This window comes from Kitasatospora sp. NPDC001119 (assembly GCF_053598475.1).
Genome location: NZ_JBSFKI010000012.1, coordinates 40,083 through 56,224 on the forward strand (window position 1 = coordinate 40,083; position 16,142 = coordinate 56,224).

The 16,142-nt window shown below is 71.7% G+C and carries 15 protein-coding genes; 9 read left to right on the forward strand and 6 right to left on the reverse strand.

Going from position 1 to position 16,142, the window contains the following annotated elements; all coding sequences use genetic code 11:
• The first annotated feature begins 70 nt into the window (after positions 1-70).
• Together ACWDD9_RS16820 and ACWDD9_RS16825 are read left to right on the forward strand one after the other, a co-directional pair.
• The gene (locus ACWDD9_RS16820) at positions 71-688 is read left to right on the forward strand and encodes a GTP-binding protein (RefSeq protein WP_449811986.1); all 618 of its coding nucleotides are present in this window, start codon (positions 71-73) and stop codon (positions 686-688) included.
• Positions 685-1,878, forward strand: coding sequence for a cytochrome P450 (locus ACWDD9_RS16825; RefSeq protein WP_449811927.1), 1,194 nt, complete (start codon positions 685-687; stop codon positions 1,876-1,878). Before ACWDD9_RS16820 ends, ACWDD9_RS16825 begins: the two co-directional genes overlap by 4 nt.
• Before the next feature lie 72 nt (positions 1,879-1,950).
• On the opposite strand, the gene msrB is transcribed toward ACWDD9_RS16825, so the two are convergent.
• The 4 genes from msrB to ACWDD9_RS16845 all read right to left on the reverse strand — a co-directional run bounded on the left by msrB (position 1,951) and on the right by ACWDD9_RS16845 (position 5,230).
• Positions 1,951-2,355 (reverse strand): peptide-methionine (R)-S-oxide reductase MsrB, encoded by a 405-nt coding sequence (gene msrB, locus ACWDD9_RS16830; RefSeq protein ID WP_049649595.1) that lies wholly within the window; start codon positions 2,353-2,355, stop codon positions 1,951-1,953.
• Positions 2,356-2,395: 40 nt separating this feature from the next.
• Positions 2,396-3,805, reverse strand: coding sequence for a UDP-N-acetylmuramate--L-alanine ligase (gene murC, locus ACWDD9_RS16835; protein WP_074001683.1), 1,410 nt, complete (start codon positions 3,803-3,805; stop codon positions 2,396-2,398).
• A gap of 120 nt (positions 3,806-3,925) precedes the next feature.
• Positions 3,926-4,387: an indole-3-glycerol phosphate synthase gene (locus ACWDD9_RS16840; RefSeq protein WP_107086353.1), complete on the reverse strand. Its 462-nt coding sequence runs from the start codon at positions 4,385-4,387 to the stop codon at positions 3,926-3,928.
• Between the two features lie 57 nt (positions 4,388-4,444).
• Positions 4,445-5,230 (reverse strand): pyrimidine reductase family protein, encoded by a 786-nt coding sequence (locus ACWDD9_RS16845; protein ID WP_074001682.1) that lies wholly within the window; start codon positions 5,228-5,230, stop codon positions 4,445-4,447.
• A gap of 150 nt (positions 5,231-5,380) precedes the next feature.
• Here ACWDD9_RS16845 and zapE point away from each other — a divergent pair, with 150 nt between their 5' ends.
• From zapE to ACWDD9_RS16875, 6 genes are all read left to right on the forward strand, one after another.
• Positions 5,381-6,427 carry a cell division protein ZapE gene (gene zapE, locus ACWDD9_RS16850; RefSeq protein ID WP_241852830.1) on the forward strand — a complete coding sequence of 349 codons (1,047 nt, stop codon included), beginning with the start codon at positions 5,381-5,383 and terminating at the stop codon, positions 6,425-6,427.
• 58 nt (positions 6,428-6,485) lie between these two features.
• Complete coding sequence (locus ACWDD9_RS16855) at positions 6,486-6,863, forward strand: type II toxin-antitoxin system RelE/ParE family toxin (RefSeq protein WP_049649600.1); 378 nt, start codon at positions 6,486-6,488, stop codon at positions 6,861-6,863.
• Positions 6,860-7,168, forward strand: a complete 309-nt coding sequence (locus ACWDD9_RS16860; RefSeq protein WP_049649601.1) for a helix-turn-helix domain-containing protein — start codon at positions 6,860-6,862, stop codon at positions 7,166-7,168. Before ACWDD9_RS16855 ends, ACWDD9_RS16860 begins: the two co-directional genes overlap by 4 nt.
• Positions 7,169-7,212: 44 nt before the next feature.
• On the forward strand, positions 7,213-9,303 hold the full coding sequence (gene uvrB / locus ACWDD9_RS16865) for an excinuclease ABC subunit UvrB (protein WP_049649602.1): 2,091 nt from the start codon (positions 7,213-7,215) through the stop codon (positions 9,301-9,303).
• 280 nt (positions 9,304-9,583) lie between these two features.
• Positions 9,584-10,162, forward strand: coding sequence for a TerD family protein (locus ACWDD9_RS16870; protein WP_049649603.1), 579 nt, complete (start codon positions 9,584-9,586; stop codon positions 10,160-10,162).
• Between the two features lie 226 nt (positions 10,163-10,388).
• Positions 10,389-11,369: a TerC family protein gene (locus ACWDD9_RS16875; RefSeq protein ID WP_049649604.1), complete on the forward strand. Its 981-nt coding sequence runs from the start codon at positions 10,389-10,391 to the stop codon at positions 11,367-11,369.
• 116 nt (positions 11,370-11,485) lie between these two features.
• Here the strand turns inward: ACWDD9_RS16875 and ACWDD9_RS16880 are convergent, their stop codons facing one another.
• Positions 11,486-12,139, reverse strand: coding sequence for an MBL fold metallo-hydrolase (locus tag ACWDD9_RS16880; RefSeq protein ID WP_049649605.1), 654 nt, complete (start codon positions 12,137-12,139; stop codon positions 11,486-11,488).
• A 48-nt stretch (positions 12,140-12,187) separates the two neighbouring features.
• A complete protein-coding gene (locus ACWDD9_RS16885) occupies positions 12,188-12,916 on the reverse strand; it encodes a maleylpyruvate isomerase family mycothiol-dependent enzyme (RefSeq protein ID WP_117489947.1) in 729 nt (242 codons plus the stop codon).
• A gap of 279 nt (positions 12,917-13,195) precedes the next feature.
• On the opposite strand from ACWDD9_RS16885, the gene uvrA reads away from it, so the two are divergent.
• Complete coding sequence (gene uvrA, locus ACWDD9_RS16890; RefSeq protein ID WP_049649607.1) at positions 13,196-16,108, forward strand: excinuclease ABC subunit UvrA; 2,913 nt, start codon at positions 13,196-13,198, stop codon at positions 16,106-16,108.
• Positions 16,109-16,142 lie beyond the last annotated feature (34 nt).

Sequence of the window (16,142 nt, forward strand, 5' to 3'; positions counted from 1 at the left end):
CCCGGCCGCCCGGCCGGAACCGGAAGACCAGAGCCGGGTGGGCTACCTGCCCGACCAGGACCAGACGCTGATGAAACTGGTGGTGGCCGGCCCGTTCGGGGTCGGCAAGACCACCCTCATCCGGACCCTCTCCGAGATCGCCACCCTGCACACCGAGGAGGCGATGACCGAGACCGGCCGCCCGGTGGACGACCTGGCCGGCGTACCCGGGAAGTCCACCACCACCGTCGCCGTCGACTTCGGCCGGCTCACCCTGCCCGGCAACGTGGTGCTCTACATGTTCGGCACCCCCGGCCAGCGCCGCTTCTTCCCGCTCTGGCAGGACATCGCCCGCGGCGCGGTGGGCGCCCTGGTGCTCGCCGACACCCGCCGGCTGGCCGACTCCTTCGAGATCATGGACATGGTCGAGGAGCAGGGCCTGCCGTACGCCGTCGCCGTCAACCGCTTCCCGGACGCGCCGGACCACCCGGTCGAGGTGCTGCGCACCCACCTGGACCTGCACGCCGCCACCCCGCTGCTGCTCTGCGACGCGCGCGAGCGCGACAGCAGCCTGGACGCGTTGATCGCGCTGGCCGAGCACGTCCTGGAGGCCCTGCCCGCCGCCCCCGCCGGCCCGGACCCCGCCGGCCCGGACCCCGCCGGTTCGGACCCCGTCACCTCGGACCCCGCCACCCCGGAGCAGCCGTGACCGTCGAGTCCCGCCCGACCCCGATCCACGGCCCGGTCTTCGCCGCCGACCCCCAGCTGGTCTACGAGCGGCTGCGGCGGCACGGCGCGGTCGCCCCGGTGGAGATCGCGCCCGGCGTCGAGGCCCTGCTGGTCACCGACTACCAGGCCGCGCTGGACCTGCTGCGCGACACCGACACCTTCTCCAAGGACTCCCGGGCCTGGCAGCGGACCATCCCGCCGGACTCCCCGCTGCTGCCGGTGCTCGGCTACCGCCCGACCGCGCTGTTCAGCGACGGCGAGACCCACGCGCGCTACCGGGCGGTGATCACCGACGCCCTCGCGCTGTTCGAGCCGCACCGGCTCCAGCGCCAGGTCGCCGAGACCGCGCACCGGCTGATCGACCGCTTCGCCGCCGTCGGGCACGCCGACCTGATCGCCGAGTACGCCCGTCGGCTGCCCGCCTTCGCGCTCACCACCTGGTTCGGCGTGCCGCAGGAGCAGCGCGAGGAGGTGGTGGACGCGATCACCGGGCTGATCGAGTCCACCGCCCGGGCCGGCGCCTCGTACGGGAAGCTCCTGGCGGTGGTCACCGCGATGGTCGCCGAGCGCCGCGAGCGCCCCCGGCACGACCTCACCTCGATGTACGTCACCCACCCGGTCGGGCTGGACGACGACGAGGTGATCCGGCAGATCACCCTGACCCTGATCGCCGGGCACGAGCCGACCACCAACCTGATCGGCAACGCCCTGCTGCGCCTGCTCACCGACGCCCGCTACGCCGGCTCGCTGTTCGGCGGGGCGATGACCGCCCACCAGGCGATCGACGAGGTGCTCTGGCACGAGCCGCCGATGGCCAACCTCTCGGCCCACTACCCCCGGTACGACATCACCTTCCACGGCCGCGAGATCAAGGCGGGCACGCTGGTGCTGGTCTCGTACGCGGCCGCCAACTCCCAGGCCGCGCCGCCCACCGACGGCGGCGGGCTGCGCAGCGGCGAGAGCGCCCACCTGGCCTGGGCGGCCGGCCCGCACGCCTGCCCGGCCCGGGACCCGGCCCTGCTGATCGCGATCACCGCCATCGAGCAGCTGGGCAGCCGCCTCAGCGACCTCGAACTGTCCACCCCCGCCGAGGACCTGCTCTGGCGCCCGGGCCCGTTCCACCGGGCCCTGACGCACCTCCCGGTCCGCTTCGCACCGGTCGAGGGGTAGGCCCGGACGGGCCCGGACGGCGCGGAGGCCCGGACACCGTACGTGTCCGGGCCTCCGCGCGCGGGTCCGGCCCTACTCGGCCGGCTTCAGCGTCAGCGAGACGCTGTTGATGCAGTACCGCTGGTCCGTCGGCGTGCCGTAGCCCTCGCCCTCGAAGACGTGCCCGAGGTGCCCGCCGCAGCGGGCGCAGCGCACCTCGACCCGGCGCATGCCGAGCGAGGTGTCCTCGATGTACTGGACCCGGTCCCCGGCCAGCGGCGCGTAGTAGGACGGCCAGCCGCAGTGGCTGTCGAACTTGGTCTCGGAGCTGAACAGTTCGGCCCCGCAGGCCCGGCAGCCGTAGACGCCGACGGTCTTGGAGTCGGTGTACTCACCGGTGAACGGCCGCTCGGTGCCCGCCTCGCGGAGCACGTGGTACTCCTCGGGGCTGAGCTGGGCGCGCCACTCGGCCTCGGTCTTCTCGATCTCGTAGCTCATCACGGGCTCCCGGTCGCGGTGGACGTCGGACGGACGTACGTCAGACGTTGGAAGCAACGTTCGCGAGGTGCCGCAGGATTTCCGGGCCGAGGTTGGTGACGTCCCCGGCGCCCATGGTGAGCAGCAGGTCGCCCGGGCGGGCGAGGCCGGCCAGCAGGGCGGGGGCGGCGGCGAAGGAGTGCTCCGCGGTGACCTCGGCGCCGGCCCGGCGGGCCGCGTCGATGATCAGCTCGCTGGTCACGCCGGGGATCGGGTCCTCGCGGGCCGGGTAGATGTCCAGCACCACCGAGGCGTCGGCCAGCGCCAGGGCCTGGCCCATCTCCTCGGAGAGCTGCTGGGTGCGGCTGAACAGGTGCGGCTGGAAGACCACCAGCACCCGGCCCCCGCCGGTCAGGCCCTCGCGGATGGCCTCCAGGTCGGCGGTCATCTCGGTGGGGTGGTGGGCGTAGGAGTCGATCACCTGGACCCCGCCGGCCTCGCCCTTGAGCTGGAGGCGGCGGCGCACGCCGGTGTAGGCGCCGAGCGCCTTGGCCAGGTCGGCGGCCGGGACGCCCAGCGCGACGCCGGCGGCCAGTGCGGACACCGCGTTGTGGGCGTAGTGGCGGCCGGGCACCGAGACGGTGAAGCTCAGCTCGGCGCCGTCCAGCAGGACGGTGACCTCGCTGGTCATGCCGTGGGCGACCACCGAGAGCACCCGCAGGTCGGCGTCCTCGGCGGAGCCGACCGTCACCACGTTCAGGCCCTCGCGGCCGGCCACCCGGGAGGTGAGCTCGCGGGCGCCGTCGTGGTCGGCCGAGACCACCAGGGTGCCGCCGGGGACGATCCGGCCGACGAAGGTCTCGAAGGACTCGTAGATCTCCTCGATCGAGGCGTAGTTGGCGTGGTGGTCCAGCTCCACGTTGAGCACGATCGCCACCTCGGGCGCGTACTTGTGGAAGCTGCGGTCGCTCTCGTCCGCCTCGGCGACGAAGATCTCGCCGGTGCCGTGGTGGGCGTTGGAGCCGGGCGCGTCGAGGTCGCCGCCGATCGCGTAGGACGGGTCCAGGCCCAGCTCGCCGAGGGCGACGGCGAGCATGCTGGTGGTGGTGGTCTTGCCGTGGGTGCCGGCCACCGCCAGCGCCCGGCGCCCGCCCATCAGCGCCGCCAGCGCGTCGGAGCGGTGCACCACCGGGATGCCGCGCTCGTGGGCGGCCACCAGCTCCGGGTTGTCGGCCCGGATCGCGCTGGAGACGACCACGCTGCTGGTGCCGTCCGGCACGTGCTCGGCGGCGTGGCCGACGTGCACGGTGGCGCCGAGGGCGCGCAGCGCGAGGACGGTCTCGGACTCCTTGGAGTCGCTGCCCGAGACGCTGGCCCCGCGCACGGCGAGGATCTTCGCCAGGCCGGACATCCCGGCGCCGCCGATGCCGATGAAGTGCGGGGCGTGCAGGTCGTGCGCGGCGTCGTTCAAGGCGTGGCTCCGTAGGGGCGGGGGCAGACAGGGCGGGCGGACGGGTCGGGAAGACGGAATCGTCCTCGCGGGCGGACCGCAAGGACGATTCTGCACCACCGGCGTGCCGGGCCGGTCGGGTCAGGAGTCGCTGGCGAAGAGCCTGAGCACGGGGACGCCCACCTTGTGCCGGGCCTGGGAGGCCCAGTCGCGGTGGAAGAACTCCTCCACGAAGTGCGGTGAGGTGAGCACCACGACCTCGTCCGCCCGCTGCTCCCCGACGACCGCGCGCAGCCGCTCCAGCGGCTTCTCCCCGACCAGTTCGCCGACCGCCTCGGCCCCGGCCGAGCGCAGGTGGCGCAGGCTGTGCTCCAGCGACTCGCCGGCCACGGTCGGACCGCTCTCGGACTCGTCGTGCTCGTGCACCACCTTGTCGAGGTGGCCGAGGGCGACGTCGTCGAGCGCCCGCAGCAGTTCGTCCTGCCGGCCGCGCGGCTGCATCAGGACGACGAAGGACACCTTCTCCTCGCCGTGGAGCGTGGTGACGAGCTCCACGTCCGCGTCGGAGAGAGCCTTTTCGATCATCAGTACCGTCTTGAACACGTGAGTCCCTTCCAGTGGCCGGCCCCCGGGCCCCGGCATCCCATAACGGGATCACGATCAGGGGGTCACGGGGTTGTCCGAACCGGGGTGACGCAGGTAGCGGGTGAAGAGGAATCCTTTCTGCTCGATCAATGAGACCAGCCGCATCCGCTGCACGTCCGGCATTCGGGCATCGTGCAGGATGCGCGGCGCGTCGCCGCCGGTGAGCAGCGGAGCCAGCGACAGGCACAGCTCGTCCAGCAGGCCGGCCGCCGCCAGCTGCCCCAGCAGGCGCGGGCCGCCCTCGGTCAGCAGCCTGGTCCAGCCCCGTTCGGCCAGGGCCGCCACGCCTGCCCGCAGGTCCACCGAACCGGTGCCGGCGAGCACCAGGTCGGCCACCCCGGCGACCGCCCGGCGGCGCTCCGCGGGGGCGTCCTCGGTGGTGACGACCACCGTCCTGACCAGCGGCTCGGTGAACAGCGGCGCGGTCAGGTCCAGCTCCAGCGAGCGGCTCACCACGGCGATCGCCGGGGCGGGCGCCTGCCCCGCCGCCGCCCGGGCCGCCGCGAACTCCTTGCGGGCCCGGGCCGGCCGGTAGCCCTCGGCGCGGACCGTCTCCGCGCCCACCACTACCACGTCCGACAGCGCCCGCAGCACCCCGAAGATCCGCTTGTCGGCATCGCCGGAGAGGCCCTCGGACAGCCCGTCCAGCTTGGCCCCGCCGTCCAGGCCGGACACCATGTTGGCGCGCAGCCAGGGGCGCCCCTGATTCACCTGTTCGGGGTACGCGTAGACGGCGGCGAGCGATTCCAGTGCGGCCGGATCGGCGAGCCGCCCGCCCAGCGGGCTGATCAACTGTTGCATGTCCCCAGTCTTCCACCGCGGGCCGTGGGCCGTTCGGGGCCGCGGGCCGTGGGCCGTTCGGGGCCGCGGGTCGTTCGGACGGCGTACGGGGCAGGCGTACCCTCTACTGATGTGCCCGCAGCCTCCCACTCCGCAACCGCGACCGAGCCGATAGCAGCCGCACACGCCTCCGGCTCCCCGATCGCGCTCACCGACCGCCGACCCGTCGTGCCCGCCGAGCGGCTGGTCGCCGAGATGGTCCCGCCGCCCCGGTTCGCCGACGTGAGCTTCGGGACGTACATTCCGGACCCGACCCAGCCGAGCCAGTACGAGGCCGTCCAGGTCCTGGAGCAGTTCGCGGCGACCCTCGGCGGAGGAAACGGTTCCGCGCCCAAGCGCAGCTGGTTCCGCCGCTCCGCCCCCGCACCCACCGGCCCGGCCGGGGTCTACCTCGACGGCGGCTACGGCGTCGGCAAGACCCACCTGCTCGCCTCGCTCTGGCACGCCGCCCCCGGCCCCAAGGCCTTCGGCACCTTCGTCGAGCTGACCAACCTGGTCGGCGCGCTCGGCTTCCAGCAGGCCGTGCGGACCCTCTCCGGGCACACGCTGCTCTGCATCGACGAGTTCGAGCTCGACGACCCGGGCGACACCGTGCTGGTCTCCACCCTGCTCGGCCGGCTGGTCGACAACGGCGTGAAGCTGTGCGCCACCTCGAACACCCTGCCGGAGAAGCTCGGCGAGGGCCGCTTCGCCGCCGCCGACTTCCTGCGCGAGATCCAGGGCCTGTCCGCGCACTTCCGCCCGATGCGGATCGACGGCCAGGACTACCGCCACCGCGGCCTGCCGGACGCCCCGCCGCCGTACACCGACGAGGCCGTCACGGCCGCCGCGGCCCGCACCCCCGGCGCCTCGCTGGACGACTTCGACGCCCTGCTCGCCCACCTCTCCGCCGTCCACCCCAGCCGCTACGGCGCGCTGCTGGACGACGTCGCCGCGGTCTGCCTGCGCGGCGTCCGCCAGATCGACGACCAGTCCACCGCGCTGCGCCTGGTCGTGCTGGCCGACCGGATGTACGACCGCGAGCTGCCGATCACCGCCTCCGGCCTCCCCTTCGACCAGGTCTTCCCGGAGGAGATGCTGCGCGGCGGCTACCGCAAGAAGTACCTGCGCGCCATCTCCCGCCTGGTCGCCCTCGCCCGGGACAGCGCCAAGGCCTGACCCGTGACCCTCCCCCTCGCCCGGCAGTTGTTCCCACTGCCGAGCGAGGGGGAGAGGCATGACCGGTGACGAGTCCAGGGCGGGCTACGGGATCGAGATCGAGCCCGAGGTGCGGGTGTGGCTCCAGAACTGCCCGACCGTCGAGTACCGGGCGGCCGAACGCGCCGCCGACCGCCTCGCCGAGGACGGCGAGGCGCTGTCGTTCCCGTTGGCGAGCCACCTGGGCGGCCCGCTGCGCGAGTTGCGGATCGGGTCCATGCGCATCACGTACTGGCTCGCGCCGGGGCGGAGGGCTGTGCTGCTGACGGTCTTCCGCAAGACTGGGAACCGCGAGACCGATCAGGTCGAACGGGCGCGCCGCGCGCAGAAGGTCTGCGAGGCGGAGCACGGGCCCGCCGCCGATCACGAGATCTACGACCGGGAGGAGCAGCGATGAGCAGCGGCTACCACACCCGTTGGACCGTGCCGGCGGAGCACCGGGAGAGCGAGGAGTACCGCGCGGCCGGGCGGCGGATGGCGCTGGCCGAGGCCGTGTACGCCCGACGCTCCGCGCTCGGGTGGACACCCGCCGAGCTCGCCGAGCGGGCCGGGCTGGACGAGGAGACCGTCGAGGGCATCGAGGAGAGCGGGGTCGATCCGACCCTTCCGCTGATCGAGCGACTCGCCGCCGCCTTCGACTCCGTCGTGCGGATCGATCCCGCCCGGGAGCCGGCCATGAGCTTCGAGGCCCACGCGGCCTGATCGAACCGGCCTCGCTTGTCGGTGGTGGGTCGTACCGTTGAGTGGTGCGTCCCATCACGAGTATTGAGCGGTCCGTGGCGCCTTTCGAGGTCGTCAGCCCCTTCCAGCCGAACGGCGACCAGCCGGCGGCGATCGCCGAGCTGGAACGGCGGATCAGGGGAGGGGAGAAGGACGTCGTGCTGCTCGGTGCCACCGGCACCGGCAAGTCGGCCACCACGGCCTGGATGATCGAGAAGCTGCAGCGGCCCACCCTGGTGATGGCGCCGAACAAGACGCTGGCCGCGCAGCTGGCGAACGAGTTCCGCGAGCTGCTGCCGAACAACGCGGTCGAGTACTTCGTCTCGTACTACGACTACTACCAGCCCGAGGCGTACGTCCCGCAGACGGACACCTACATCGAGAAGGACTCCTCGATCAACGAGGAGGTCGAGCGGCTGCGCCACTCGGCGACCAACTCGCTGCTCACCCGCCGGGACGTGGTGGTGGTGGCCTCGGTCTCCTGCATCTACGGCCTCGGCACCCCGCAGGAGTACGTGGACCGGATGGTGCGGCTCAAGGTCGGCGAGGAGATCGACCGGGACGAGCTGCTGCGCCGCTTCGTCGACATCCAGTACGCCCGCAACGACGTGGCCTTCACCCGCGGCACCTTCCGGGTCCGCGGCGACACCATCGAGATCTTCCCGGTCTACGAGGAGCTCGCCGTCCGGATCGAGATGTTCGGCGACGAGATCGAGGCGCTGTACACCCTGCACCCGCTCACCGGCGAGATCATCAGCCAGGACGACTCGGTCCACGTCTTCCCCGCCTCGCACTACGTGGCCGGCCCCGAGCGGATGGAGCGCGCGGTCAACGGCATCGAGGCGGAGCTGGCGCTGACGCTCGCGAAGCTGGAGAAGCAGGGCAAGCTGCTGGAGGCCCAGCGGCTGCGGATGCGCACCACCTACGACATCGAGATGCTGCGCCAGATCGGCACCTGCTCGGGCGTCGAGAACTACTCGATGCACTTCGACGGCCGCGAGCCCGGCTCCCCGCCGAACACCCTGCTCGACTACTTCCCGGAGGACTTCCTCCTGGTCATCGACGAGTCGCACGTCACCGTCCCGCAGATCGGCGCGATGTACGAGGGCGACGCCTCGCGCAAGCGCACCCTGGTCGAGCACGGCTTCCGGCTGCCGTCCGCGATGGACAACCGCCCGCTGAAGTGGGAGGAGTTCCTGGAGCGGACGGACCAGACGGTCTACCTGTCGGCGACGCCCGGCCCGTACGAGCTGTCGCGCGGGGACGGCCAGGTCGAGCAGATCATCCGCCCGACCGGCCTGATCGACCCCGAGGTGATCGTCAAGCCGACCGAGGGCCAGATCGACGACCTGGTGCACGAGGTCCGCAAGCGGGTCGAGCGGGACGAGCGCGTCCTGGTCACCACGCTGACCAAGAAGATGGCCGAGGACCTCACCGACTACATGCTCGGCCTGGACATCCGGGTCCGGTACCTGCACAGCGACGTGGACACCCTGCGCCGGGTGGAGCTGCTGCGCGAGCTGCGGGCGGGCCGGTACGACGTGCTGGTCGGCATCAACCTGCTGCGCGAGGGCCTGGACCTGCCCGAGGTGTCGCTGGTGGCGATCCTGGACGCGGACAAGGAGGGCTTCCTGCGCTCCGGCACCTCGCTGATCCAGACGATCGGCCGTGCGGCCCGCAACGTCTCCGGCCAGGTCCACATGTACGCGGACAAGATCACCCCCGCGATGGAGAAGGCCATCGACGAGACCAACCGCCGCCGGGCCGTGCAGCAGGCCTACAACAAGGAGCACGGGATCGACCCGCAGCCGCTGCGCAAGAAGATCGGCGACATCCTGGACACCCTCGCCCGCGAGGACGTGGACACCGACGAGCTGCTCTCCACCGGCTACCGGAACCAGGGCAAGGGCAAGGCCCCGGTCCCGGCGCTGGGGGCGGAGCGCAAGCCGGCCAAGTCCCTGCCGGCCGCCGAACTGGCGGACCTGATCCAGGAGATGACCGACCGGATGCACACGGCCGCCGCCGACCTCCAGTTCGAGGTCGCGGCCCGGCTGCGCGACGAGGTCAAGGAGCTGAAGCGGGAACTGCGGCAGATGCGCGAGGCCGGAGTGGCGTAGCCGCACCCGCGGGGGCGCACCCGCGGGGCGCACCCGTACGGCGCCGGGCCTGGCCGGAATGACACCGGTCAAGTCCGCGGGTGTCTCAGCCTTGCCACAAACGGGCAGACCCGGGGGAGCCCGGGGTGCCGCAGGCCCTAGGCTGGCCTGCGGCATCGTGCCCTCGGGACGGGGTTTGCGGGCCGTACGCAGAGGGGGCCTCAGCCGGGGGACGGCGACGGGGTGTTCCACCGTGGAGCCGCTCGGCTGTGACCGCGCGGCCGGCAGAGAGGACAACGTCGTGTCGGTGAACCTGGCCAAGGGGCAGCGGGTCAGCCTCCAGAAGGGGCAGGGCGGCGCCCTGACCGTGGTCCGGATGGGCCTCGGCTGGCAGGCCGCCCCCAAGCGCGGGCTGTTCGGCAGCCGCACCCGGAAGATCGACCTGGACGCCTCGGCGCTGCTGTACGCCGAGCGGACCCCGTCCGACGTGGTGTTCTTCTCGCACCTGGAGAGCAACGACGGCTCCGTGCGGCACACCGGAGACAACCTGGAGGGCGGTTCCGGGGCCGAGGACGACGAGGCGATCCTGGTCGACCTGGTGCACGTGCCCGTGAACATCACCCAGGTGGTGTTCACGGTGAGCTCGTACACCGGGCAGACCTTCGCCGAGGTGCAGCGGGCGCACTGCCGGCTGGTGGACGAGGCCACCGGGCTGGAGCTGGCCCGCTACGAGCTGGCGGGCGGCGGGCCGCACACCGGGCAGATCATGGCCAAGGTGGTCCGGGACGGCGACGGCGGCTGGGAGATGCAGGCGATCGGCGCGCCGGCCAAGGGGCGGACCTTCCAGGACCTGCTGCCGGCGATCGAGCCGTTCCTGTAGCCGGCCGCGTAGCCGTTCCAGCAGCCCGCTCCGCGCGGTTCTTTACCTTCTTTACCTTTCCTTGGGATTGCTGTTACTCTCGTTGGCAGCGGAGGGGAGTATTCCTCGACAGCCGACCCCGTCATCACGGGTGCCCGTCGTGGCACCCCGGGGCGCTGGCCCGACGGGCGGAAGAGACCTCCGGCAGTGACGATGACTGTCTCGCCTACCTGCCGGAGGAGCAGTAGTGGACGTTTCCGTAACCATGTGGGTTTCCACGATCCTGGTGCTGATCGCACTGGTCGTGGCGGACTTCTTCATCGGAGGGCGCAAGCCGCACGAGGTCTCGATCAAGGAGGCCGGGATCTGGACGGCCGTCTGGGTCGCCCTGGCGGTGCTCTTCGGCGGCTTCCTCTGGTGGCACTCCGGTGGGGAGCCGGCGGGCGAGTTCTTCGCCGGCTACATCACCGAGAAGTCGCTCAGTGTCGACAACCTCTTCGTGTTCATCCTGATCATGGGCAAGTTCGCGGTGCCCAGGATCTACCAGCAGCGCGTGCTGATGTTCGGTGTGATCATCGCGCTGGTGCTCCGGGCGGTGTTCATCGCCGGCGGCGCCGCGCTGGTCGCCGAGTTCTCCTGGGTGTTCTTCATCTTCGGCGCCTTCCTGATCTGGACGGCCTGGAAGCTGATCAAGGAGGCCCGCGCCGAGGACGAGGGCGACGAGGAGTTCGAGGAGAACCGCGTCCTCAAGTCGATCACCCGCCGCTTCCCGGCCACCGAGGACTACCGCGGCACCAAGCTGTTCGTCCGGGAGAACGGCCGCCGGCTGATCACCCCGATGCTGGTCGTCATGCTGGCGATCGGCACCACCGACGTGCTGTTCGCGCTGGACTCGATCCCGGCGATCTTCGGCCTGACCCAGGACCCGTACATCGTCTTCACCGCCAACGCCTTCGCCCTGATGGGGCTGCGCCAGCTGTACTTCCTGATCGGCGGCCTGCTGAAGAAGCTGGTCCACCTGTCGTACGGCCTGTCGGTGATCCTCGGCTTCATCGGCGTGAAGCTGGTGCTGCACGCCGCGCACGAGGCGGGCGCGACCTGGGCCCCGGAGATCGGCATCCCGTTCTCGCTGGGCTTCATCGTGGTCGTCCTGGCGGTCACCACCTTCACCAGCCTGCGGGCCGCGAAGAAGGCCGAGTCCGCCGAGCACGAGAAGCTCGACGCCTGACGCCTGACGCCTGACGCCTGACGCCTGACGTTCGTGCGCCGCACGGCGCCGGGCACCGCCGAGGCCCCCGCGACCGGAGACGGTCACGGGGGCCTCGGCCGTGCGGCGGGGGAGGGCTACCAGCCGCGCTCGCGCCACTCGTCGAGGTGCGGGCGCTCGGCGCCGACGGTGGTGTCGGAGCCGTGGCCGGGGTAGACCCAGGCCTCGTCGGGGAGGGCGTCGAAGATCTTCTCGGTGACGTCCCGGTAGAGGGTCCGGAAGGCCTCCGGGTCGCCCCAGGTGTTGCCGACGCCGCCCGGGAAGAGGCAGTCGCCGGTGAAGACGTGCTGGTGGCCCTGCGGGTCGTCGTAGACGAGCACGATGGCGCCCGGGGTGTGGCCGACCAGGTGCCGGACGGTGAGCTCCACCTCGCCGACCCGGAGCGTGTCGCCGTCCGCGAGCAGCAGCTCGGTGGGGACGTCGATGCCCTCGGCGTCGTGCTCGCCGGCGGCCGTCCGGGCACCGGTGGTGGCGACCACCTCGGCCAGCGCGCCCCAGTGGTCGTGGTGGCGGTGGGTGGTGACCACCGTCTCGAGGTCGTCCCCGACGGTCTCCAGCAGCACCGGCGCGTCGGCGGCCGCGTCGATCAGGAGCTGTTCGTCGGTGGCCCGGCAGCGCAGCAGGTAGGCGTTGTTGTCGTACGGGCCGACGGCCACCTTGGTGATGATCAGGTGGGCCAGTTCCCGCACGTCCGGCGGTCCGCCGACCTTGACCGCTCCGTGGTACGTCATCCGTCTGCTCCTCGTCGTGTGGATCTCCCTGGCATCATCCTCGCGCCGTCAGCCCATGGGGGGAAGCGGGGGCAGGGCGGTGTCGGGGGTGCGGTGCAGGGCGTCGCCGGCGGAGCGGCCGGAGAGCCAGGCGGTGAGGGCGCGGACGGGGCCCCGGACGGTGAGGGCGGGCTCGCCGGTGCCGATGACGGCGCGGTCGTCGGTGTCGTCGGCGACCAGCTCGACGGCGGGCAGGCCGGCCTCCCCGGCCAGGCCGGCGGCGAGCTTGCGGAACTGGGCGACGGCGAAGTCCTCCGGCCAGTCCGCCGGGGTGTGGCCGGCGGCCAGGTCGACGTGGTGGTACTCCAGCTCCAGCAGGCGCTTGTGCGGGATCTGGTGGGCCGGGAAGACGTAGCCGAAGCGGTGCTTGACGGACGCCGCCCAGGCGTCGTCGGTCAGCTGCGCGGCGGCGGCCAGGAAGCGCTCGTGGGACGCGCGCAGGTCGGCGAGGTGGGCGTCGAGCGGGCGGGGCGCGTCGCGCTCGATGTCCTGGTCGCGGGCCTCGTGGCTGGCGTACTGCGGGACGTCGGTGCCGGTGCGGGCGCCGGTCAGCAGGTTGACCAGGGAGTCGGCGTTGCGGGCGAGGTGGGCCAGCACGTGGCCCTTCGTCCAGCCGGGGAGGGCGGAGGGCTCGGCGACGGCGTCGGGCTTCAGCCCGGCGACGGTGCGCAGCAGGCGCCCGGTGCTCTCCTCGACCTGGCCGAGCCAGGAGTCGGCGGCGGACCTCGGGTCGGTCATCGAATCTGCCTTCCGTGCGGAACGGGGCGTTGCCCGGAGCGGGCTTCGCTCGTTGACCAGGTGACGCTACCGCCGAATCCGGGCCCTGAGCAGGGGGTTTTCGGGTACGCGCACCGTGCGGGTACGGACGGCCCGGGGGGTGGCCTCACTCGTTCGGGTGGTCCCGGCTGGACAAGGTCGATATTCGAACGTCTGAGCTATAGGCTGGCTGCCGCATCCTGGAAGAAGCAGCACATCCCAACGCAAGCCCTCTCGCCCCGGAGAAAGGCGCCAGAAGCAGTGGCCGACCGCCTCATCGTCCGCGGTGCTCGCGAGCACAACCTCAAGAACGTCTCGCTCGACCTGCCCCGCGACTCCCTCATCGTCTTCACGGGCCTCTCCGGCTCCGGCAAGTCCTCGCTCGCCTTCGACACGATCTTCGCCGAGGGCCAGCGCCGCTACGTCGAGTCGCTGTCCTCCTACGCCCGTCAGTTCCTCGGGCAGATGGACAAGCCCGACGTGGACTTCATCGAGGGCCTCTCCCCGGCCGTCTCGATCGACCAGAAGTCCACCAACCGCAACCCCCGTTCGACCGTCGGCACCATCACCGAGGTCTACGACTACCTGCGCCTGCTGTTCGCCCGGATCGGCAAGCCGCACTGTCCGCACTGCGGCCGCCCGATCGCCAAGCAGTCGCCGCAGGCGATCGTGGACAAGGTGCTGGAGCTCGCCGAGGGCACCCGGTTCCAGGTGCTCAGCCCGGTGGTGCGCGAGCGCAAGGGCGAGTTCGTCGACCTCTTCGCCGACCTCCAGTCCAAGGGCTACTCCCGCGCCCGGGTCGACGGGGGGACGATCCAGCTCGCCGAGCCGCCGAAGCTCAAGAAGCAGGAGAAGCACACCATCGAGGTGGTCATCGACCGCCTGACCGTGAAGGACAGCGCCAAGCGGCGGCTCACCGACTCGGTGGAGACGGCCCTGCGGCTGTCCGGCGGCATGGTCGTGCTCGACTTCGTCGACCTCCCCGAGGACGACCCGGAGCGCGAGCGGATGTACTCCGAGCACCTCTACTGCCCGTACGACGACGTGTCGTTCGAGGAGCTGGAGCCGCGCTCGTTCTCCTTCAACTCGCCGTTCGGCGCCTGCCCGGACTGCTCGGGCCTGGGCAACCGGATGGAGGTCGACCCGGAGCTGGTCGTGCCCGACGTCGAGCGCTCGCTGGACGAGGGCGCGATCCACCCGTGGTCGGCCGGGCACGCCAAGGAGTACTTCCAGCGCCTGATCGACGCGCTGGCCGGGGAGCTCGGCTTCCGCACCGACATCCCCTGGGCCGGGCTGCCCGCCCGCGCGAAGAAGGCGCTGCTGTACGGGCACAAGCACCAGGTGGAGGTCCGCTACCGCAACCGCTTCGGCCGCGAGCGCTCGTACAGCACCGGCTTCGAGGGCGCGATCCCGTTCATCCAGCGCCGGCACACCGAGGCGGAGAGCGACAGCAGCCGCGAGCGCTTCGAGGGCTACATGCGCGAGGTGCCCTGCCCGACGTGCCAGGGCACCCGGCTCAAGCCGGTGGTCCTCGCGGTCACCGTCGAGGGCAGGTCGATCGCCGACGTCTCCTCGATGTCGATCAGCGACTGCTCCGAGTTCCTCGGCGCGATGCGGCTCAACGCCCGGGACAAGCAGATCGCCGAGCGGGTCCTCAAGGAGGTCAACGAGCGGCTGCGCTTCCTGGTCGACGTCGGCCTGGACTACCTCTCGCTCGACCGCGCGGCCGGCACCCTGTCCGGCGGCGAGGCCCAGCGCATCCGGCTGGCCACCCAGATCGGCTCCGGCCTGGTCGGCGTGCTGTACGTGCTGGACGAGCCGTCCATCGGCCTGCACCAGCGGGACAACCACCGGCTGATCGAGACGCTGGTGCGGCTGCGCGACATCGGCAACACCCTGATCGTCGTCGAGCACGACGAGGACACCATCAAGACGGCGGACTGGGTGGTCGACATCGGCCCGGGCGCCGGCGAGCACGGCGGCAAGGTGGTGCACTCCGGTTCGCTGAAGCAGCTGCTCACCAACAAGGAGTCGCTGACCGGCCAGTACCTCTCCGGCAAGCGGTCCATCCCGATCCCGGCCACCCGCCGCGAGCGGGACAAGAAGCGCCAGCTGACGGTCCACGGCGCCCGCGAGCACAACCTCAAGGACGTCACGGTCGGCTTCCCGCTCGGCACCTTCACCGCGATCACCGGCGTCTCCGGCTCCGGCAAGTCGACGCTGGTCAACGACATCCTGTACACCCACCTCGCCCGGGAGCTGAACGGCGCCCGCAGCGTGCCCGGCCGGCACACCCGGATCACCGGCACCGACCAGGTGGACAAGGTGGTGCACGTCGACCAGTCGCCGATCGGCCGCACCCCGCGCTCCAACCCGGCCACCTACACCGGGGTGTTCGACCACGTCCGCCGGCTCTTCGCGGAGACGCAGGAGGCCAAGGTCCGCGGCTACCTGCCCGGCCGGTTCTCCTTCAACGTCAAGGGCGGCCGCTGCGAGAACTGCTCGGGCGACGGCACCATCAAGATCGAGATGAACTTCCTGCCGGACGTCTACGTGCCGTGCGAGGTCTGCCACGGCGCCCGGTACAACCGGGAGACGCTGGAGGTCCACTACAAGGGCAAGTCCATCGCCGAGGTGCTGGACATGCCGATCGAGGAGGCGCTGGGCTTCTTCGAGGCCGTCCCGGCGATCGCCCGGCACCTGCGCACGCTCAACGACGTCGGCCTCGGCTACGTCCGGCTCGGCCAGTCGGCGCCGACGCTCTCCGGCGGCGAGGCGCAGCGCGTCAAGCTCGCCTCGGAGCTCCAGAAGCGCTCCACCGGGCGGACGGTCTACGTGCTGGACGAGCCCACCACCGGCCTGCACTTCGAGGACATCAGCAAGCTGATCAAGGTGCTCAGCGGGCTGGTGGAGAAGGGCAACACGGTGATCGTCATCGAGCACAACCTCGATGTGATCAAGACCGCCGACTGGATCGTCGACATGGGCCCCGAGGGCGGCTCCGGCGGCGGCACGGTGGTCGCCGAGGGCACCCCGGAGCAGATCGCCGCCGTCCCGGAGAGCCACACCGGCAAGTTCCTGCGGGACATCCTGCCGGCCGGTTTCGCGGACGCCCCGGCCGCCGCCCCGGCGAAGAAGGCGCCGCGCAAGCGCGCGGCCGCCGCGAAGAAGTAGCCCCGTCCGCCCACCCCGCCGCACCCGGGGACTC

Coding starts and splice junctions, on each gene's coding strand:
- ACWDD9_RS16885 (WP_117489947.1), bottom strand. CDS start 12,916: ATGACCGACCCGAGGTCCGCCGCCGACTCCTGGCTCGGCCAGGTCGAG.
- ACWDD9_RS16820 (WP_449811986.1), top strand. CDS start 71: ATGAAACTGGTGGTGGCCGGCCCGTTCGGGGTCGGCAAGACCACCCTC.
- ACWDD9_RS16860 (WP_049649601.1), top strand. CDS start 6,860: ATGAGCAGCGGCTACCACACCCGTTGGACCGTGCCGGCGGAGCACCGG.
- ACWDD9_RS16855 (WP_049649600.1), top strand. CDS start 6,486: ATGACCGGTGACGAGTCCAGGGCGGGCTACGGGATCGAGATCGAGCCC.
- msrB (WP_049649595.1), bottom strand. CDS start 2,355: ATGAGCTACGAGATCGAGAAGACCGAGGCCGAGTGGCGCGCCCAGCTC.
- ACWDD9_RS16845 (WP_074001682.1), bottom strand. CDS start 5,230: ATGCAACAGTTGATCAGCCCGCTGGGCGGGCGGCTCGCCGATCCGGCC.
- ACWDD9_RS16880 (WP_049649605.1), bottom strand. CDS start 12,139: ATGACGTACCACGGAGCGGTCAAGGTCGGCGGACCGCCGGACGTGCGG.